A 17316-nucleotide genomic window follows, 5' to 3' on the forward strand; every position below is an offset into this window, starting at 1 on the left:
GAACGAGGGCCAGACGTACGGATCACACGCCCGAGAACCTCCACCGGCGGGGCGGGCCGAGCGGGTCGGCCGGGCCGGGCGGGCCGAGCCAGGCGGGCAGATCACGCCAGGCGGGTCACGCCGGGCGGGTGACCTCCGTGAGGCGGGCGACCCTGCGGTCCCACTCGGCCCAGGCGACGTCGGCCTCCAGCACCGAGTACGTCGCCGTCGGGACGCCGACGCGCACCTGCGCGAGGGCGCCGTCCTCCGAGCCCGGGCCGGCCAGGAGCTCGGCCGTGCCCGCCATCGCGGGCTCGTGGCCGATCACCAGGACGGTCCTCGTCACGGGGTCGAGGCCGCGCACGAGCGCGAGGACCGCGCGTGGCATCGCTCCCAGCAGGTCGTCGGTGAAGACCACCGGCGGTTCACCCAGGTGCTTGCGTGCGAGGTCCCAGGTCTGGCGCGAGCGGACCGCCCCGGAGACGAGGACGGCGTCGGGCACGAGGCCGGAGGCGACGAGCGCCGCACCGACCTTCACTGCCTGGTCCCGGCCACGCAGGGCGAGGGGCCGCTTCTCGTCGGGAAGGTCCGACGGCGGCTCCGCCTTCGCGTGCCGGAGCAACACCAGCCGCCACAACGGCGACGTGGTGGGCTCCGTGCCCGACGCTCTGCCCATCAGTGCCTCCTGCCCATCTATTGGCCCATGGCGTGCACGCCGCCGTCGACGTGCACGATCTCGCCGGTGGTCGCCGGGAACCAGTCGGACAGGAGAGCGGCCACGGCGCGCGCGGCCGGCTCTGCGGTGGTCTGGTCCCAGCCGAGCGGGGCTCGGGTCGGCCAGGCGTCCTCCATCGTCGCGAAGCCCGGGATGGACTTGGCGGCGGTGGTCCGGATGGGCCCTGCCGAGACGAGGTTGCAGCGGATGCCTTCGGGGCCGAGGTCGCGCGCCAGGTAGCGGTTCGCGGACTCGAGACCGGCCTTGGCCACGCCCATCCAGTCGTAGACGGGCCAGGCGAACTGCGCGTCGAACGTCAGGCCGACGACGGCGCCGCCGTCGGTCATCAGCGGCCGCGCGGCCACGGCTATCGACTTGTACGAGAAGGTGGAGACGTGCAGCGCCGTGGCCACGTCCTCCCAGGTGCCCGAGAGGAAGTTGCCGCCCATGACGGACTGGGGCGCGAACCCGATCGAGTGCACGAGGCCGTCGAGCCGGTCGAAGCCCTCCGCGCGCACGGCGTCCGCCAGCGCGTCGAGGTTCTCCTGGCTGGTGGCGTCGAGCTCCACCACCGGTGCCTCGACCGGCAGACGCTTCGCGAAGGCCTGCGTGAGCTTCATCTGCCGCCCGAAGGAGGAAAGCACGACCTGCGCGCCCTCCTCCTGGGCGAGGCGGGCGGTGTGGAACGCGATCGACGAGTCCGTCAGCACGCCCGTGATGAGCAGCTTCTTACCTTCGAGGAGACCCATGATGTCCTTCCGATCGGGCGCAGGCGTGCCGAAGCAACCCCTGCGCTGGGTGCGAGCGTAATGCGGATTGCGGCGTGGAACGAAACTCCGCGCCGTGTTTCATGTCGAGAATGTTGGATATGTACGGGCGAAACCGCAGGTAGCGGGGGCTGAGGGTGAGTCAGTGACCCATTCCGAGCCCGCCGTCCACCGGGATCACCGCGCCGCTGATGTAGCCGGCGGCCTCGGACGCGACGAAGGTGACCACCGTGGCCACCTCGTCCGGCGTGGCGAAGCGGCGGGCCGGGATCGTCTTGAGGTAGCCCTCGCGCACGCTCTCGGACAGCGCGGCCGTCATGTCCGTCTCCACGTAGCCCGGCGCGACGACGTTCGCCGTGATGCCGCGCGCGCCCAGCTCGCGGGTGATCGAGCGGGCCATGCCCACCAGGGCCGCCTTCGACGAGGAGTAGTTGACCTGGCCGGCCGTGCCGGACAGGGCGACGATCGAGCCGAGCAGCACGATGCGGCCCTTCCGGGCCCGGATCATGCCCTTGGACGCGCGGCGCACGCAGCGGAACGTCCCGGTGAGGTTCACGTCGATGACCGACTCGAACTCCTCGTCGCTCATCCGCATGAGGAGCTGGTCCTTGGTCACGCCGGCGTTGGCGACGAGCACCTCGACGGGGCCGAGGTCCGCCTCGATGGCCGTGAACGCGGCGTCGACGGCCGCGGTGTCGGTGACGTCCGCCACATAGCCCTCGACGCCCTTGGGCAGGTCGCCACCCCGGTAGATCGTGGCGACGCGGTCGCCGTCCGCCACAAAACGCTCCGCGACGGCGCGGCCGATGCCGCGGGCGGCACCGGTCACGACGACTACGCGGCCGGTGGAACCTGCGGCAATGCTCTGAGTGGCGGGATCGGTGGTCGTCACCTGAAGCTCCTCGATGCTGGGTGGTGCTCGTTGCATGAGGCCGCGGGGCTGGGGGCAGCGGCCGGCACCTGGGTCGGCCCAGGTCCGCTGCGACGCTACCCCGCGCGTCTGACACACGCCGCGCGCGCCGGGCCACAGGGATCTGCCGGTCCTTGTCGGTTTCCTACAACCGCCCGCCGGCGGTCCGCGCGGACGTCGGCATGTGCGCTGACGTGCTCGGCAGGGTGCGGGCGCACGTAGACTGGCGGAATGAGCGAGCCCGTTCCCTCCATCACCTCGGCCCCCGAGCCGCTGGCGGTGGACCAGGCACGTCGCACGCGCAGCTATCTCATCCAGATGTCCATCCGCGTGGTCTGCATCATCGGCGCCGTCCTGGTGGACGGCTGGCTCCGGTGGGCGCTCGTGGCCGCTGCGGTCGTGCTGCCGTACTCGGCGGTGCTCATCGCCAACTCGGGGCGGGACAAGGTCACGCACGACGCGTCCCCCGTCACGCCGCCGGCCGCGCCGGCGCTGACGGAGCTGCCTGACTCCAGCGGCGGACCTGCTGGTGGGAACGGCTCTTCCGGCGGGTACGGCTTCGCGGGTGGGACCGGCTTCCCGGGCGGGACCGGCGGCGCGGGCTCCGGCCGCGTCATCGACCACGTGGACGATCCGACGGAGGACCGGGCGGAGGCGCACGCGGACGATCGGGCGCCCGCGAACGGCCAGGCGGACGCGCACACGCACGGCCGAGCGGACGACCACGCGCACGGCCGGGCGGACGACCACGCGCACGATCGGGTGGACAACCACGTGGACGGTCGAGCGGACCGCTGATGGACGTTCTCGGACTCTCGGGCGCCGCACCGGACCCCGTGCCGGACGGCGAGCTGATCTGCAGCGCCAAGGGCTGCCGCGAGCAGGCCGCGTGGGGCCTGCTCTGGAACAACCCGAAGCTGCACACGCCCGAACGGCGCAAGGTGTGGCTCGCGTGCGACGAGCACCGTGAGCACCTCGAGCAGTTCCTGGCGGCGCGGGCGTTCTGGAAGCAGACGGTGCCCGTGGCGGAGCTGGACCGGGCGTCGTGAGCGAGAACGCTGCCGCGGCAGACGGCGAAGGCACGCCGGACGACGCCCGCAGCCCGCGGACGACCCGCCAGTGGGTGGTCCTCGCCGTGGCCGCCGTGGTCCTCGCGGCCCTGTGCCTGGTGGCGGGCCGCTGGCAGTGGAACCGGGCCGAGGCGCGCAACGCCGAGATCGACCTCGTCAACGCCAACTGGTCAGCCCCTGTGGTGCCCGTGGACGAGATCTTGGACGGGCCGGGCGCCGTCGTACCGGACGACGAGGTGTGGCAGCGGGTCGAGCTGGAGGGCGAGTACGTCGCCGACGCGACGGTGCTGCTGCGCAACCGGCCGGTCGGCGGGCGCGGCGGGTACCACGTGCTGGTCCCGTTCGAGGCGCGGCTCCCGGACGGCCAGGACATCGTGCTGGTCGTGGACCGCGGGTTCGTGCCGCTCGGGTCCGACGGCTCCGCCCCGGACGCGGTTCCCACGCCGCCGTCGGGCACCGTGACCGTGGTGGCGTCGCTGCGGGCGGACGAGCCGCCGTCGGACCGTGGTGCGCCCGCCGGGCAGGTGCAGGCGATCTCGACCGCCCAGGTGCTCGCGGCGGGGCCGGACGGCGCCGCCTGGGCCGACGGGCGCACCGTCGGCGCCTACGGCGCGCTGCGCGCCGAGGAGCCCGCGCCCGAGACCGCGCTGGCCGCCCTGCCCAAGCCGGACACCGACCCCGGCTCGCACCTGTCCTACGCGTTCCAGTGGTGCATCTTCGCGATCGGCGCGATCGGCGGGTACATCCTCCTGTGGCGCCGCGAACGCGGCGCCCTGCGCGGCGAGACGGTCTCGGCGGGCGACCTGCTGCTGGCCTCGGGCGAGGCGGCCGACGCCGACGGCGTGCGGGCGCGCCGCCCGGCCCGGGACAGGCGGCAGAGCGCCGAGGACGAGGAAGACGCGCTGATCGAGGCACAGCTCCGCTGATTCGAGGCGCAGCTCCGCTGATCGAGGCCCGCCGAGGCAGCCTGAGACAGCGCTCCGTCGAGCGAACCGAGGGTCGCGAAGAGGGGGCTCCGGTGAAGCAGGATTCCGCGCTCCGGGTGGGCGACCTGGGGGCAGCGCGGTTCGTGGAGACACTGCGCCGGATGATTTGCCTCGCGGAGGTGTGTTGCTCAGCGTGGACACTGTCGACCCTGAGCAACACACCCCCGCGAGGGAAGTTCACCCGCGACCGGTCCTCGCCTCGGCGCGACCCCCAGATCAGGCGTCCCAGGTCAGGCCAGCGAGACCAGCTCCTGGTAGCTGTCGTTCCAGAGGTCCTCGTCGCCGTCGGGGAGCAGCAGGACGCGCTCGGGCTCCAGGGCCTCGACCGCGCCGTCGTCGTGCGTCACCATGACCACGGCGCCCTCGTACGTCTTGAGCGCTCCGAGGATCTCGGCGCGGGAGGCCGGGTCCAGGTTGTTGGTGGGCTCGTCCAGGAGCAGCACGTTCGCGCCCGACACCACGATGGTCGCCAGCGCCAGGCGGGTCTTCTCGCCGCCGGACAGCACGCCGGCGGGCTTGTCTGCGTCGTCCCCGCTGAACAGGAACGAGCCGAGCACCGAGCGGACCTGCGTGTCGGTGAGGTCGGGCGCGGCGTGCCGCAGGTTCTCGACGACGGTCGCGTCCATGTCGAGCGTGTCGTGCTCCTGGGCGTAGTAGCCGAGCTTGAGGCCGTGGCCGGGCACGACCTCGCCCGTGTCCGCCGCCTCGACGCCCGCCAGGATGCGCAGCAGCGTCGTCTTGCCCGCACCGTTGAAGCCGAGCACCACGACGCGCGAGCCGCGGTCGATCGCCAGGTCCACGCCCGCGAACACCTCCTGGGACCCGTACGCCTTGGACAGCCCGCTCGCCGTGAGGGGCGTGCGCCCGCAGGGCGCCGGCGTCGGGAAGCGGAGCTTGGCCACGCGGTCGGCGGCGCGCTCGCTCTCCAGGCCACCGAGCATCTTCTCGGCACGCTTGATCATGTTCTGCGCGGCGGTCGCCTTGGTCGCCTTGGCGCGCATCTTCTCGGCCTGGGCCAGCAGCGTGCCCGCCTTCTTCTCGGCGTTCGCCCGCTCCCGCCGACGGCGGCGCTCGTCGGTCTCGCGCTGCTCCAGGTACGCGTCCCAGCCCAGGTTGTACTGGTCGAGCTCGCCCCGGTTGGCGTCCAGGTGGAACACCTTGTTCACGGTGGCGCGCAGCAGCTCGACGTCGTGGCTGATCACGATGAAGCCGCCGTTGTACGCCCGCAGGTAGTCGCGCAGCCAGATGATGGAGTCGGCGTCGAGGTGGTTGGTGGGCTCGTCCAGGAGCAGCGTCTCGACGCCGCTGAACAGGATGCGCGCCAGCTCGATCCGGCGGCGCTGGCCGCCCGACAGGGTGCCGAGCGGCTGCCCGAGCACCCGCTCGTCCAGGCCGAGGTTGGCCGTGATGATCTGCGCCTCCGACTCAGCGGCGTACCCGCCCGCCGCCAGGAAGCGCGCCTCCAGCTTGGGGTACCGCTCCATCGCTGCGGCCTGCGTCGCCGGGTCCTCCGAGGCCATGTCGACCTCGGTCTGGCGCATCCGCGTGATGACGTGGTCGAGGCCGCGCGCCGACAGCACGCGGTCCATCGCAAGAGTGTCCAGGTCGCCCGTACGCGGGTCCTGCGGGAGGTAGCCGATGTCGGTGCCGCGCACGATCTGCCCGCCCGTCGGCTGGGTCTCGCCCGCCAGGGTCTTGGTCAGCGTGGTCTTGCCGGCACCGTTCCGGCCCACCAGGCCGATCCGGTCGCCCGAGGCGACCCGGAACGTGGCCTCGCTCAGCAGCACGCGCGCGCCGACGCGCAGCTCGACGCCATGGGCAGTGATCACGCAGGTATTCCTCACGTCGGGGGTGGCGAGTCTGGATGCCAACCCGCGGCGACGGGGGCTGCCCCAGTGTAGTTGGTGGGAGGACGGTGGTCGGCAGAATGTCAGGAGGTCGGCATTCCGAGGTACCGATCTCGTGACGTTCTGCCGACCACACGCATCACCGTTCCCGCGCGCGGGGATGGTGGGGGCGTCGTACCGTCGCGGCATGGGCACTGAGACCTCCAGCGTTCCCGTCACCGTCGCCGAGGCGCTGCCTCATCTCCGCAGCGGCCGGCTGGGCCGCGGGGAAGACCTCACCCACAACCGGCCCGCCAAGCACCTGCTCGCCCGCCGGCGCACGTACCGGCGGCAGCACTTCGGCTCCCTGGTGCGCGGCCGGCTGCGCGGGCGGTTCGACCCGGAGCACCGCGCCCTGAGCCGCCGGATCGTCGGCGCCCGCGCCGTCGCCCGGGAGCTCTGGGAGCTCGTGGCGCAGCACCCGACCTGGCGCGTCCTGCAGTCCGTCCAGGGCGACCGCGGCGCCCTGGAGCTCGACCAGCTCGTGCTCGGGCCCGGCGGCGTCTTCGTCATCCACACGGTGTTCCGCCCGCCGCGAGAGGTCACCGCCGACGTCGCCGCGTACGAGGCGCGCCGCACCCAGGAGATCCTGGGCCGGGCCACGAGGGTGCCGATCAGCGTGCAGCCGGTGATCGTCTTCGTCCGGACCGACGAGCCGCAGGTCGAGGGCCCGCGCGACGGCGTGGAGGTGCTCACGGCCGACGAGCTGGTGCCCTGGCTGGTCCGACGGCGGCCGGTGCTCACCGAGCGCGAGCTGGAGATCGTGCACCTGGCCGCACGGGACCGGCGCACCTGGGGGGCCTGACCCCCGGGTCGGGCGGCGACCGGCCCAGCACCGCCCGGTCCGGCACGGCACCGCCCGGCACACCACCGCCCGGCCGCAGGCTCTGGCGTCCGACGAGCGCGGCCCCGGCCCGGTAGCGTTGCCATGTGACTTTCAACGAGGGCGGGCAGTTCGAGGGCGGCCGGGTCCGCAAGGGTGGCGGACGCCGCGGCGCCGTCGTCGCGGGCGGAGGCGGCGGCGCGGTGCTCGTCGTCGCGCTGCTGTACATGCTGCTGACGGGCAACAGCCCCGCCGACATCCTCGGCGGCACCACCTCCGACGCCGGGGGCGGCGGCGAGCAGGGCTACGTCGGCGACTGCACGGCGGAGCAGGCCAACACCGACGCCGAGTGCCGGCTCAACGCGGCGGTCCAGTCGCTCGACGCGTACTGGTCGGACACCCTGCCGCAGCAGGGCGGCGTCGACTACGAGCTGCCGGAGGTCGTCAGCTTCACCGACGCCGTCGACACCGGGTGCGGTTCGGCGACGTCGGCGACGGGCCCGTTCTACTGCCCCGCCGACACCACCGTGTACGAGGACCTCTCGTTCTACGACCAGCTCTCCAGCCAGTTCGGGGCCGAGGGCGGCCCGCTCGCGGAGATGTACGTGACGGCGCACGAGTTCGGCCACCACATCGAGAACCAGCTCGGGCTGTTCGAGCGGGCCGACCGGTCAGGGACGGGGCCGGAGTCCGACTCCGTGCGGATCGAGCTCATGGCCGACTGCCTCGCGGGAATGTGGGCGGGCAACGCCGCGACCACCGAGGACCCCGACACGGGCGTGACCTTCCTCGAACCCATCACGCGGGAGGAGCTGGACCAGGCGCTGTCGGCGGCCGCCGCCGTGGGCGACGACAACATCCAGCGCCGGTCCGGCGGCGACGTGAACCCCGAGGCGTTCTCCCACGGTTCCAGCGAGCAGCGCGTGCGGTGGTTCTCGATCGGCTACGAGGGCGGCACCATCCAGGACTGCAACGCGCTGGACGCGTCCACCCTCTGACGTTACGGTTGCTCCCATGCACCTCAGCGCACGCACGACGACGCCGGATCCCTCCGGCGCGCGCTGACCCTGCACTCAGCAACCAGGCCCCGGAGCTCGCTCCGGGGCCTTTGTCATGGCCGGCGCCGGGCAGCTCCCCCATCGAAGGAGCAATCATGAACGTCCCCGCATCGCACCGACCGGCCCTTGACCGGCACGCCCCTGACCGGTTGGCGTCCGACGGACCTGCCTCCGGCCGACTCGCCCCTGACCGGTCGCCCGCTTCCGACCGGCCCACCCCCGACCGGCCCTCGGCGGACGACGCCCCGCCGGTCCTCGACCACCGCGAGCTCGGCCGCGACATGCGGATCTTCGACTCGAGCCCGCTGGTCGGCCCCGGCCTGCCGCTCTGGCTGCCCGCGGGCGCGGCGATCCGGTACGAGCTGGAGCAGTACGCGCGCGAGGTCGCGCTCCGCACCGGCTGCGAGCCCGTGTACTCACCGGTGCTCGGCAAGCGGTCGCTGTTCGAGCGGTCGGGCCACTGGGCGAAGTTCGCCGACGACATGTTCCCGCCGATGTTCGTCGGCGGGTCACGGGCCGACGACGGCGGCCCGGCCGCACGGGCCGACGGCGACGCCGACCCGGCCGGTCCGGCCGCAACCGCTGACCCTGGCGCACTGGCGCAGGCCGCTGCCGACCCGGCCCCCGGTGCCCACGCCGATGCCGCCGTCGCCCACGCCGATGCCGCCGACGGCGCAGCGGCCCACGCCGCCCCCGACGCGAACGCCGACCCCGACCCCCTGGTCCTGCGTCCCGCGAACTGCCCGCACCACGCGCAGATCTACGCGTCCGAGCCCCGCTCGTACCGCGACCTGCCCGTGCGGTACTCGGAGCTCGCGCCGATGTTCCGCGCCGAGCGCTCCGGCGTGCTGTCCGGGCTGAGCCGCGTACGCCAGATCAACCTCGACGACGCGCACGTCTTCTGCCGCCCCGACCAGGTGGGTTCCGAGGTGCGCACCGCGCTGGCCGCGATCCTGGAGGTGCTGGGCACCCTGGGGATCGAGGTGTCGTACCTGCGCCTGTCGGGCCGGGACGACTCCGACAAGTGGCTGGGCGCACCCGAGCAGTGGGCGTCGGCCGAGCAGGCGCTGCGGGAGGTGCTGGCCGACGTCGGCGGCGGGCTGCCCTGGCACGCCGAGCCCGGCGAGGCGGCGTTCTACGGGCCCAAGATCGACGTCCAGGTGCTCGACGCGCGCGGCCACGAGGAGACCCTCGCGACCCTGCAGCTCGACTTCAACCAGCCCGAACGGTTCGACCTGACCTACGTCGCCGCCTCCGGCGCGCGCGAGCGGGTGGTGATGATCCATCGCGGCACCGTGGGGGCGATGGAGCGGATGGTCGCGTTCCTCCTGGAGCGGCACGGCGGGCGGCTGCCGTTCTGGCTTGCCCCGGTGCAGGTCTGCCTGCTGCCGGTCTCCGGCGGCGCGTCCGGCGGCGCGTCCGGCGCAGGGGACGACGTCGAGGCGGGCACCGACGAGGCGGCGAGGATGGCCGCCGACCTGCGCGCCCGTGGCCTGCGCGTCCGGGTGCAGCGGGACGGGTCGCTCGGCAACCGGATCCGACTGGCCCGACGCCGGCGCGACGCGCTGCTGGGCGTGCTCGGACCGCGCGAGGTGGCGGCGGGCGTGCTCGCGGTGACCGACCCGGCGTCGGGTGCCGAGGCCTCGGTGCCGTTCGCCGAGCTCGGCGAACGGCTGGCCGAGGCCGCGCGGAACCGCGCGCACCGGGTGGCCCTCTGAGGACCGGGCCGGCGCGCCGTCGTCAGCCGGCGGCGCGCGCCCGGAACTCCTCGATCGGCCACGAGGTCATGGCGCTGAGCCGGACGGCGGTGACGGCGCCGTCGGCGTCGCGCTCGACCTGGACCGGCTCGCCGACCGTGCCGAACCCGGCGACGGGCTCCTGCACCAGGCCCCCGTCGGACACGACCATGCGCTGCGCCGCGCCGACCGGCTCCACCGCGCGGGGGTTGATCGCGTGCAGGATCCCGCCGAGGTCCACGACGTCGACCACACCCCAGAGGTTGGCGAAGCGCCCGACGGGCGCGTCCGCCGGGACGGGCGGCACGGGGCCGCTCCCCGTCCCGTCGCCGCCCTTCCCGGCGGCGTCGGCCCCCGCGCCGGCCGACGCCTCGGCCGCCGCGACCTCCTCGGCGGCCCGGAGCGCCAGGTCGACGAGCTGGATCACGCCCGTGGCGATCTGGTCGGCGATGCCGTCGACGGAGTTGGTCAGGGCCGACACGACGAGCCCGTCGACCGGGTCGATGTACGTGCGCGTGATGTGCCCGGGATACCCGCCGGAGTGCCCGACGAGCTCGCGGTCCCCGACCTTGCCGAGCCCCATCCCGACCCCGTACCGGCCCTGCTCCTTGCCGCGCACCACCACGCGGGACTCCTCGCGCTGCATGATCCGCTTGCTCGCGTCGCTGATCAGCGTGGTGTCGCCGAACACGTGCGCGCCGCCGTAGCGGACCATCTCGAGCGCCGTGGAGTACCAGCCGGTCGCCGCGGCCATGGCCCGGGTGTCGACGTGCGGGACGACGCGGCGCGCGTCGTCGTGCGTGATCCGGCCGGTGTGGCCGGCCGCGTACTCGGCGGCGCGGGCGGGGTCCAGCTCGGTCCCGGTCCGCGTCAGCCCCAGCGGTTCGACGACGGCGGCGCGCGCCACCTCGTCGTACGTCTTGCCGGTGACCCGCTCGACGATGATCCCGAGCAGGCTGTACCCGATGTTCGTGTACTTGAAGTGCTCGTTCGGCTCGAAGACGACGCCCTCGGCGCGCACGCACTCCAGCACCTGGTCGCGGTCGAGGAAGGGGCGGGAGTGCTGCCAGAAGTCGCCGTCGGACGAGTCGCGGATGATGCCACCCTGGTGGCCCAGCAGCTCGCGGACCGTCACGCCCTCGGCGCGCGAGCCGGCGAGCTCCGGCACGAGGGCGCCCACCCGGTCGTCCAGGCGCAGCTCGCCGCGCTCGACGAGCTGCAGCACGATCACGCCGGTGAACGTCTTGGAGTGCGACGCGACGCGGAACAGGTGGTCGCTGGTCAGGTCCTCGCCCGTCTCCAGGTTGGCCTTGCCCCAGGCGAGGTCCACGAAGACCTCCCCGCGGCGTCCGACGGCGAGCTGCAGGCCCGGCAGGCCGCGGTAGGCGGCCTGGAACGAGGCCCAGTCGGCGAGGTAGGGGGCGATCGAGCGAAGGGTCCGGGCGGTGCGGTCGTCAGTCACAGCCGCATCATGCCCGATCGACACTGTTGCGTGACTCGCCCTGCCGGGCGTGCCGGGGCGTGTCCTGGTTCCGGTTGCGCAGCGTGCCCACCAGCCACCACACCACCAGCAGCACCGCCACCACGATGACCACCCGCTGGAACACGCCGACACCCTCCTCGACGAGATGCCACTGCTCCCCCAGCAGGTAGCCGGCGCCGACCAGCAGCGTGTTCCACACGCCCGAGCCGAGCGTGGTGAACGCGAGGAAGCGCAGCATCGGCATCCGCTCCACGCCCGCGGGGATGGAGATGAGGCTGCGCACGATCGGGATGACCCGGCCGATCAGCACCGCCCAGTCGCCGTACCGGGTGAACCAGGCCTCGGCCTTGTCGACGTCCTCCAGCTTGACCAGCGGCATCCGGTCCACGATGCGGCGCAGCCGGTCGCGCCCCAGCCACGCCCCTAGGCCGTAGAGGGCGATGGCACCGACCACGGACCCCGCCGTCGTCCAGATGAGCACCTGCCACAGCACGAGGGTGCCCTGCGCGGCGGTGAACCCGGCCAGCGGGAGGATCACCTCGCTCGGCAGGGGCGGGAACAGGTTCTCCAGGGCGATCGCTACGCCTGCCCCCGGTGCGCCGAGCGTCTCCATGAGCCCGATGGCCCAGTCGGCGACGGTGGTGGCGAGGCTCTGTGTCGTCATGGGTCCTACGTTATTGGGCCGCGCGGGGGTCGGTGGACTGCGGTCCGCCGTAGCGTCGTGCGGGTATGCCGCAGGTCGGGTGTGGTTTTCCGCAGTCCGCGCGGGCGGCGGCGTCCTTATCCTGGCGAGGTGAGCCCCGCCCCCGCCGTCTGGCGCAGCACCCCTGCCCGCATGCTGTGGGGCGCCGCCCTCGGGGCGGTGACGTGGCCGGCGGATCTTGTCTGCTGCCTTCCCGCGCTGGTGACGGCGCGGCGCACCGCGCCGCTTCGGCCCGCTGCCGCTCTGGTCGCGTGGCATCGCCGTCGTACCGTGCGCTTTCTCGGGTGGGCCGACGACGGCGCGGTGCTCACCTCTCCCCGGGCCGCTGGGTACCTGCTGGTCCGGTCGGCCGTGGGGCTGCTGGGCGTGCTCGTCCTCGGGCTGCTGGTGTACGGGCTGTTCGGGGTGGTCGTGAGCCTGGCGTCGTGGCTGTTCGACGTGCGGCTCACGGTCGACGCGCCCCTGCAGGGCGACGGCGGGGGTCTGACCACCTCCGAGCTGCTCTCGATGGTGCCCCTCGGCGCGGTCCTGCTGTACCTCGACCTGATGGGCCTGTTCGGCGTGGGCGTGCTGGACCGGGCGGCAGCGTCTCGGTGGCTGGCGCCGAGCCGGAGCGAGCGCCTGGCGGCCCAGGTCGAGTCGCTGACCGTCAGCCGGGCGGAGCTGCTGGCGGCGCTGGACGCGGAGCGGGGCCGGATCGAGCGGGACCTGCACGACGGCGTGCAGCAGCGGGCTGTCGCCGTGGGGCTGCTGGTGAACCGGGCGCGGCGGGCGGTCGCGGGGGCCGCGGCCGGTGCTGGGGCCGCTGCCGGCGGTGAGGTCGCGGCCGGCCTGGGGACGGCGGCCGCCCCCGGGGTCACGGCTGGCACCGGGACTGCGGGCGGCGCTGGGGTCACGGCCGGGACCGCCGCGGTCAGGCTGCTGGATCAGGCGGCCCAGGAGGTAGAGCTGCTGGTGGGTGACCTGCGGGCGGTGGCGTGGCGGGTGCGGCCGACGACGCTGGACACGCACGGGCTGGAGCCGGTGCTGCGGGAGCTCGTGGGCCGGGCGGCCGTGCCGACGGTACTGGAGTGGGCGGTGGCCGGCCGGCTGCCCGGCGGGGTCGAGGTGACGGTGTACTACGTGGTGGCGGAGGCGTTGACCAACGTGGCGAAGCACTCCGGGGCACAGGCGGCACGGGTCGGTGTGTCGCTGGTCGCGGACCCCGAATCCACTGACGCCGTCGTGCGCGTGGTGATCAGCGACGACGGCGTCGGCGGCGCGCAGCCGCGACCCGGCCACGGGCTGGCCGGCCTGGCCGGGCGGGTGGCCGCCGCGGGCGGCACGCTGAGCGTGGTCAGCCCGGCGGGTGGGCCGACGAGGATCGAGGTGACGCTGCCGTGCGTGTGATGGTGGCCGAGGACTCCGCGCTGCTCCGGGAGGGCATCCGCAGCCTGCTGACGGACGAGGGACACGACGTCGTCGCGGCGTACGGTTCCGCAGAGCCCCTGCTGGCGCGGCTGGCCGCGGAGCGACCGGACGTCGTCGTGCTCGACGTGCGGATGCCGCCCACCCACACCGACGAGGGCGTGCGGGCGGCGGCGGAGATCCGGGAGCGGTGGCCCGACGTCGGGATCCTGGTGCTGTCGCAGTACGTGGAGCGGGAGTTCACCGGGGTGCTGCTCGGCGACGAGGCGCGCGGCGTCGGGTACCTGCTCAAGGACCGGGTGATGCGGGTGGACGACTTCCTGGACGCGCTGTCCCGGGTGGCCGCCGGCGGGCTCGTGCTGGACCCGGAGGTGGTGGGGCAGCTGTTCCGGTCGACCACGCACGCGCTGGGCGGGCTGACGTCGCGGGAGCTGGAGGTGCTCGGGCTGATGGCCGAGGGCCGGACGAACGCCGGGATCGCGGCGGCGCTGTACGTGTCGGTGTCGGCGGTGGAGAAGTCCGCCAACGCGATCTTCGACAAGCTCGTGCTGCGTGCCGAGGACGGGTACAACCGGCGGGTGCTGGCGATCCTGCGGTACCTGGAGGCGTGATGCTCACGTCAGGCAGTACGCCGCGGTCGCGGCCGCCGCGAACGGGACGAAGCCGTCGCCCGTGCCCGAGGCGAGCAGCAGGGTGAGGCCGCGGCCGTCGTCGCGCCGGTAGGCGTAGGTGACGTAGCCGAGCAGCTGCCCGCCGTGGCCCCAGAGGCTGCCGCCGCACGGCAGGTCGAAGCGCTCCAGGCCGAGCCCGTAGTGGAAGCCCATGCCCATCGGCACGGTCGTGCGCATCTCGGCCAGGGACTCCTCACTGATGAGGTCCCCGCCGAGCAGCGCGTCGAAGAAGGTCTGGAGGTCGCCCGCCGTCGAGACCATCTCGCCGGCCGCCCAGTCGAGGGAGACGTTCTGCTCGGTGACGTCGACGGCCGCACCGTCGTCGAGGGTCGTGGTGGCGTGGACGGCGGGCTCCGGCAGACCGGCGTCGTCGCCGGGGAACGTGGTGCCGTGCAGGGCCAGCGGCTCCAGTATCCGGTGCCGGACGACGTCCTCGTACGGCCGGCCCGTGACCGCCTCGACGATCCTGCCCGCCACGATGTAGTTGGTGTTCGAGTAGCGGAAGTCCGTACCCGGCGGGAAGTAGGGCTCGTGGCGGAACGCCTCGGCGAGCAGGTCGTCCGGTGTGTAGGCGGTGAGGCGGGCGTCGCCGCGCCAGCGGTTGGTGGACCAGCCCTCGCCCTTCATGTAGTCGTACAGACCGCTGGTGTGGTTGAGGACCTGGCGAACGGTGATGGCGGCGCCACCCGGGACCATGCCGGGCAGGTAGGCCTCGACGGGGGCGTCGAGGTCCACGCGTCCCTCGTCGACGAGCTGGAGGATCGCCGTCGCGACGAAGGTCTTGGTGATGCTGCCGATGCGGAAGCGCTCGTCGCCGGAGGGCGCCCCGGTGCGGCCGGGCCTGGCGTGGCCGGACGTCCAGATGCCGGACGGACCGGGCGCGGTGACCGAGAGGACGGCGGCGGAGGTGGACGTCGAGGTGCTCGCGGCGACAGCGCTCAGCACCTGCGGGCGGGCCAGGCTCACGGTGAGGGCGGCCCCTGCGCCGAGGGCCAGGCTCGTGACGAGGACGGCGCCGATCGCGCGGCGAGCGGTGGACGGTGCAGACATGACCATCAACATAGGAACCGGGACGATCCCACGGACTGCGGGAAGCCGCACCGGGTGCTGCGGGACACCGCCGGACCACATGTCGCAGGTCGTGGTCTTCTCCCACGACGACCGTCTGGCGGCGGCCGTGCCGGTCGACGGGGAGGCGGTACGGAAGCCCTCGACCGTGGCAAGGTCCACCGCCCCAGCACCGACCACGGAGCCGATGGCTACGATCACCCCATGCCTGAAGCACCCCAGCTAGTCGCCTTCCTCGCGGCATCCGTCGTCTTCATCGCTCTACCCGGACCCAGCGTCCTGTTCGCGATCGGCCGCGCCCTCACGGTCGGACGTCGCGACGCCCTTCTGTCGGTGAGCGGCAACGCGCTGGGCCTGCTCGTCCAGGTCGTCTGCGTGGCGGTCGGGCTCGGCGCGCTCGTCGAGGCGTCCGCCACCGCCTACACCGTGCTCAAGCTCGTCGGCGCCGGATACGTGATCTACCTGGGGATCCAGGCGATCCGGCACCGCGCCGACGCCCGGCTCGCCCTGGCAGCGCCCGACAAGGCACGCCCGGCGAGCGCGCGGCGCGCGGTCTGGACGGGATTCGTCGTCGGCGTGACCAACCCGAAGACCATCGTGTTCTTCGCAGCGTTCCTCCCGCAGTTCACGAACGGCGCCGCCCCGGCGACGCCGCAGCTCCTGCTCCTCGGGCTGCTGTTCAGCGCACTGGCCCTCTGCCAGGACTCGATCCTCGCGTTGATCGCCAGCCAGGCCCGCACGTGGTTCTCCCGCAACCCGAAGCGGCTCGACCACCTGAGCGTCGCCGGCGGCGTCGCGATGGTCGGCCTGGGCGCGGGCCTCGCCCTCGAGGGCAGGGCCAGGGCCTGACGACGGAGGGCGTCAGCGCGATGAGCCCCGCCTACCATGGCCCCATGGCTGACACCCTCATCGCCGTCATCGGACCCGGCGCGATCGGCGGCCTGGTCGCCGCCATGCTTCAGCAGGCGGGGCACGACGTCGTCGTGGTCGCCCGGGAGAGGACGGCCCGGCAGATCGCGGAGCACGGCATCGACGTCCAGACCGACGAGTTCGGCACCTGGCACGCCCCGCTCACCGCGGTCACGGAGGTGCCGCGGGGCGCGCGCGTCGTGGTGGCGGTCAAGGCCGAGGGCGTCGCGGACGCCGTCCGGCTCCTCGCCGATGCCGCGCCCGTCGAGGTGCTGTCCCTGCTCAACGGCCTGGACCACCTCGACGTGCTGCGAACGGCGCTGCCCGGCGTCCGGGTCGTCGGCGGAACCATCGCGGGCGAGACGCTGCGCACCGGCGCAGGCGGGTTCGGCCCGGCCCGGATCCGGCACCGCGGCACGCTGCTGCGGGTCGTCGTGCCCGACGGCGCCGCCGAGCTCGGCACCGTGACCGCGCTCCGGGACACCCCCATCGACGTCGTCGCCACCGACGGGACCGACGGCGAGGTGCTGTGGAAGAAGCTGCGCTTCCTCGCCCCGCTCGCACTACTGACCTCGGCATGGGGCACCGGTATCGGCGAGGCGCTCACCCGCGACCCCGACCTGGCCTCCGACCTCCTGGCCGAGATCGCCGCGACCGCGTCGGCCGAGGGCGTACCGACCACGGCTGAGGACCTGCACGGCATCCTGAGCGGCTTCCCCGCGACGATGCGCTCGTCCCTGCAGGCGGACATCGAGGCCGGCCGGCCGGGCGAGCTCGATGCCATCGGCGGCGCGGTGCGCCGCCGAGCCGAGGCTCACGGAATCGCCACACCGGTGCTGGACGACGTGATGGGCAGGATCAACGCGCGCCTGCCTGGCGCCGATCGCTCCGCCTGATCTCGGAAAAGGAAGACGGGCGGTTGTCCCGGTCACGCCGCTATCGTCCACCAGTGAACACGCTCAACACCCACTCTCAGACCAACCCGCCCGGTCCAGGGGAAGAGCGTGACAGCCGAGCTGTTGGCAGAAACCTCCTCACGAGGGTGCGTTGCCGTGAGTAGACGATGTCCACTGTCGGCAACACACCCTCGGAGGAAACTTCTCCCCCGAAGACCAGCCGGACTCCGGACCTCGAAGGCCAGCCAG

At 73.4% G+C, this 17316-nt stretch carries 17 protein-coding genes; 10 read left to right on the top strand and 7 right to left on the bottom strand.

All coding sequences use genetic code 11. The features are described from left to right. Positions 1-115: 115 nt before the first annotated feature. The 3 genes from AC0QU1_RS13930 to fabG form a co-directional block, all read right to left on the bottom strand. Complete coding sequence (locus tag AC0QU1_RS13930; RefSeq protein WP_483570005.1) at positions 116-655, bottom strand: SixA phosphatase family protein; 540 nt, start codon at positions 653-655, stop codon at positions 116-118. Positions 656-672: 17 nt separating this feature from the next. After that, a complete protein-coding gene (gene fabI / locus AC0QU1_RS13935; RefSeq protein WP_483570007.1) occupies positions 673-1443 on the bottom strand; it encodes an enoyl-ACP reductase FabI in 771 nt (256 codons plus the stop codon). 160 nt (positions 1444-1603) lie between these two features. After that, the gene (fabG, locus tag AC0QU1_RS13940) at positions 1604-2353 is read right to left on the bottom strand and encodes a 3-oxoacyl-ACP reductase FabG (protein ID WP_483570009.1); all 750 of its coding nucleotides are present in this window, start codon (positions 2351-2353) and stop codon (positions 1604-1606) included. 249 nt (positions 2354-2602) lie between these two features. On the opposite strand from fabG, the gene AC0QU1_RS13945 reads away from it, so the two are divergent. From AC0QU1_RS13945 to AC0QU1_RS13955, 3 genes are read left to right on the top strand one after another with little or no spacing between them, the layout of a single operon-like run. Continuing rightward, the gene (locus AC0QU1_RS13945) at positions 2603-3169 is read left to right on the top strand and encodes a DUF3099 domain-containing protein (RefSeq protein WP_483570011.1); all 567 of its coding nucleotides are present in this window, start codon (positions 2603-2605) and stop codon (positions 3167-3169) included. Further along, entirely contained in the window at positions 3169-3420 is a 252-nt protein-coding gene (locus AC0QU1_RS13950; RefSeq protein WP_483570013.1) for a hypothetical protein, read from the top strand. The genes AC0QU1_RS13945 and AC0QU1_RS13950 overlap by 1 nt, the downstream gene beginning before the upstream one ends. Beyond that, a complete protein-coding gene (locus tag AC0QU1_RS13955) occupies positions 3417-4367 on the top strand; it encodes an SURF1 family cytochrome oxidase biogenesis protein (RefSeq protein WP_483570015.1) in 951 nt (316 codons plus the stop codon). Before AC0QU1_RS13950 ends, AC0QU1_RS13955 begins: the two co-directional genes overlap by 4 nt. Before the next feature lie 290 nt (positions 4368-4657). On the opposite strand, the gene AC0QU1_RS13960 is transcribed toward AC0QU1_RS13955, so the two are convergent. Further along, the gene (locus AC0QU1_RS13960) at positions 4658-6256 is read right to left on the bottom strand and encodes an ABC-F family ATP-binding cassette domain-containing protein (protein WP_483570017.1); all 1599 of its coding nucleotides are present in this window, start codon (positions 6254-6256) and stop codon (positions 4658-4660) included. A 205-nt stretch (positions 6257-6461) separates the two neighbouring features. Here AC0QU1_RS13960 and AC0QU1_RS13965 point away from each other — a divergent pair, with 205 nt between their 5' ends. From AC0QU1_RS13965 to AC0QU1_RS13975, 3 genes are all read left to right on the top strand, one after another. After that, positions 6462-7118 (top strand): hypothetical protein, encoded by a 657-nt coding sequence (locus tag AC0QU1_RS13965; protein WP_483570019.1) that lies wholly within the window; start codon positions 6462-6464, stop codon positions 7116-7118. A gap of 125 nt (positions 7119-7243) precedes the next feature. Continuing rightward, positions 7244-8134, top strand: a complete 891-nt coding sequence (ypfJ, locus tag AC0QU1_RS13970) for a KPN_02809 family neutral zinc metallopeptidase (RefSeq protein WP_483570021.1) — start codon at positions 7244-7246, stop codon at positions 8132-8134. 155 nt (positions 8135-8289) lie between these two features. Continuing rightward, positions 8290-9912, top strand: coding sequence for an aminoacyl--tRNA ligase-related protein (locus AC0QU1_RS13975; protein WP_483570023.1), 1623 nt, complete (start codon positions 8290-8292; stop codon positions 9910-9912). Positions 9913-9934: 22 nt separating this feature from the next. On the opposite strand, the gene AC0QU1_RS13980 is transcribed toward AC0QU1_RS13975, so the two are convergent. Together AC0QU1_RS13980 and AC0QU1_RS13985 are read right to left on the bottom strand one after the other, a co-directional pair. Then, positions 9935-11392, bottom strand: coding sequence for a serine hydrolase domain-containing protein (locus AC0QU1_RS13980; RefSeq protein ID WP_483570025.1), 1458 nt, complete (start codon positions 11390-11392; stop codon positions 9935-9937). A gap of 7 nt (positions 11393-11399) precedes the next feature. Continuing rightward, complete coding sequence (locus AC0QU1_RS13985) at positions 11400-12077, bottom strand: DedA family protein (RefSeq protein WP_483570027.1); 678 nt, start codon at positions 12075-12077, stop codon at positions 11400-11402. Positions 12078-12206: 129 nt separating this feature from the next. Here AC0QU1_RS13985 and AC0QU1_RS13990 point away from each other — a divergent pair, with 129 nt between their 5' ends. Both AC0QU1_RS13990 and AC0QU1_RS13995 read left to right on the top strand, forming a co-directional pair. Continuing rightward, positions 12207-13505: a sensor histidine kinase gene (locus AC0QU1_RS13990; RefSeq protein ID WP_483570029.1), complete on the top strand. Its 1299-nt coding sequence runs from the start codon at positions 12207-12209 to the stop codon at positions 13503-13505. Next, complete coding sequence (locus tag AC0QU1_RS13995; RefSeq protein WP_483576689.1) at positions 13505-14134, top strand: response regulator transcription factor; 630 nt, start codon at positions 13505-13507, stop codon at positions 14132-14134. The genes AC0QU1_RS13990 and AC0QU1_RS13995 overlap by 1 nt, the downstream gene beginning before the upstream one ends. Before the next feature lie 3 nt (positions 14135-14137). On the opposite strand, the gene AC0QU1_RS14000 is transcribed toward AC0QU1_RS13995, so the two are convergent. Next, the gene (locus tag AC0QU1_RS14000; RefSeq protein WP_483570031.1) at positions 14138-15244 is read right to left on the bottom strand and encodes a serine hydrolase domain-containing protein; all 1107 of its coding nucleotides are present in this window, start codon (positions 15242-15244) and stop codon (positions 14138-14140) included. A gap of 222 nt (positions 15245-15466) precedes the next feature. Between AC0QU1_RS14000 and AC0QU1_RS14005 the strand changes: the two genes are divergently transcribed. Together AC0QU1_RS14005 and AC0QU1_RS14010 are read left to right on the top strand one after the other, a co-directional pair. Continuing rightward, the gene (locus tag AC0QU1_RS14005) at positions 15467-16111 is read left to right on the top strand and encodes a LysE family translocator (protein WP_483570033.1); all 645 of its coding nucleotides are present in this window, start codon (positions 15467-15469) and stop codon (positions 16109-16111) included. A 44-nt stretch (positions 16112-16155) separates the two neighbouring features. Next, entirely contained in the window at positions 16156-17067 is a 912-nt protein-coding gene (locus tag AC0QU1_RS14010; RefSeq protein ID WP_483570035.1) for a ketopantoate reductase family protein, read from the top strand. Positions 17068-17316 lie beyond the last annotated feature (249 nt).

Source organism: Promicromonospora noduliphila, from assembly GCF_056951025.1.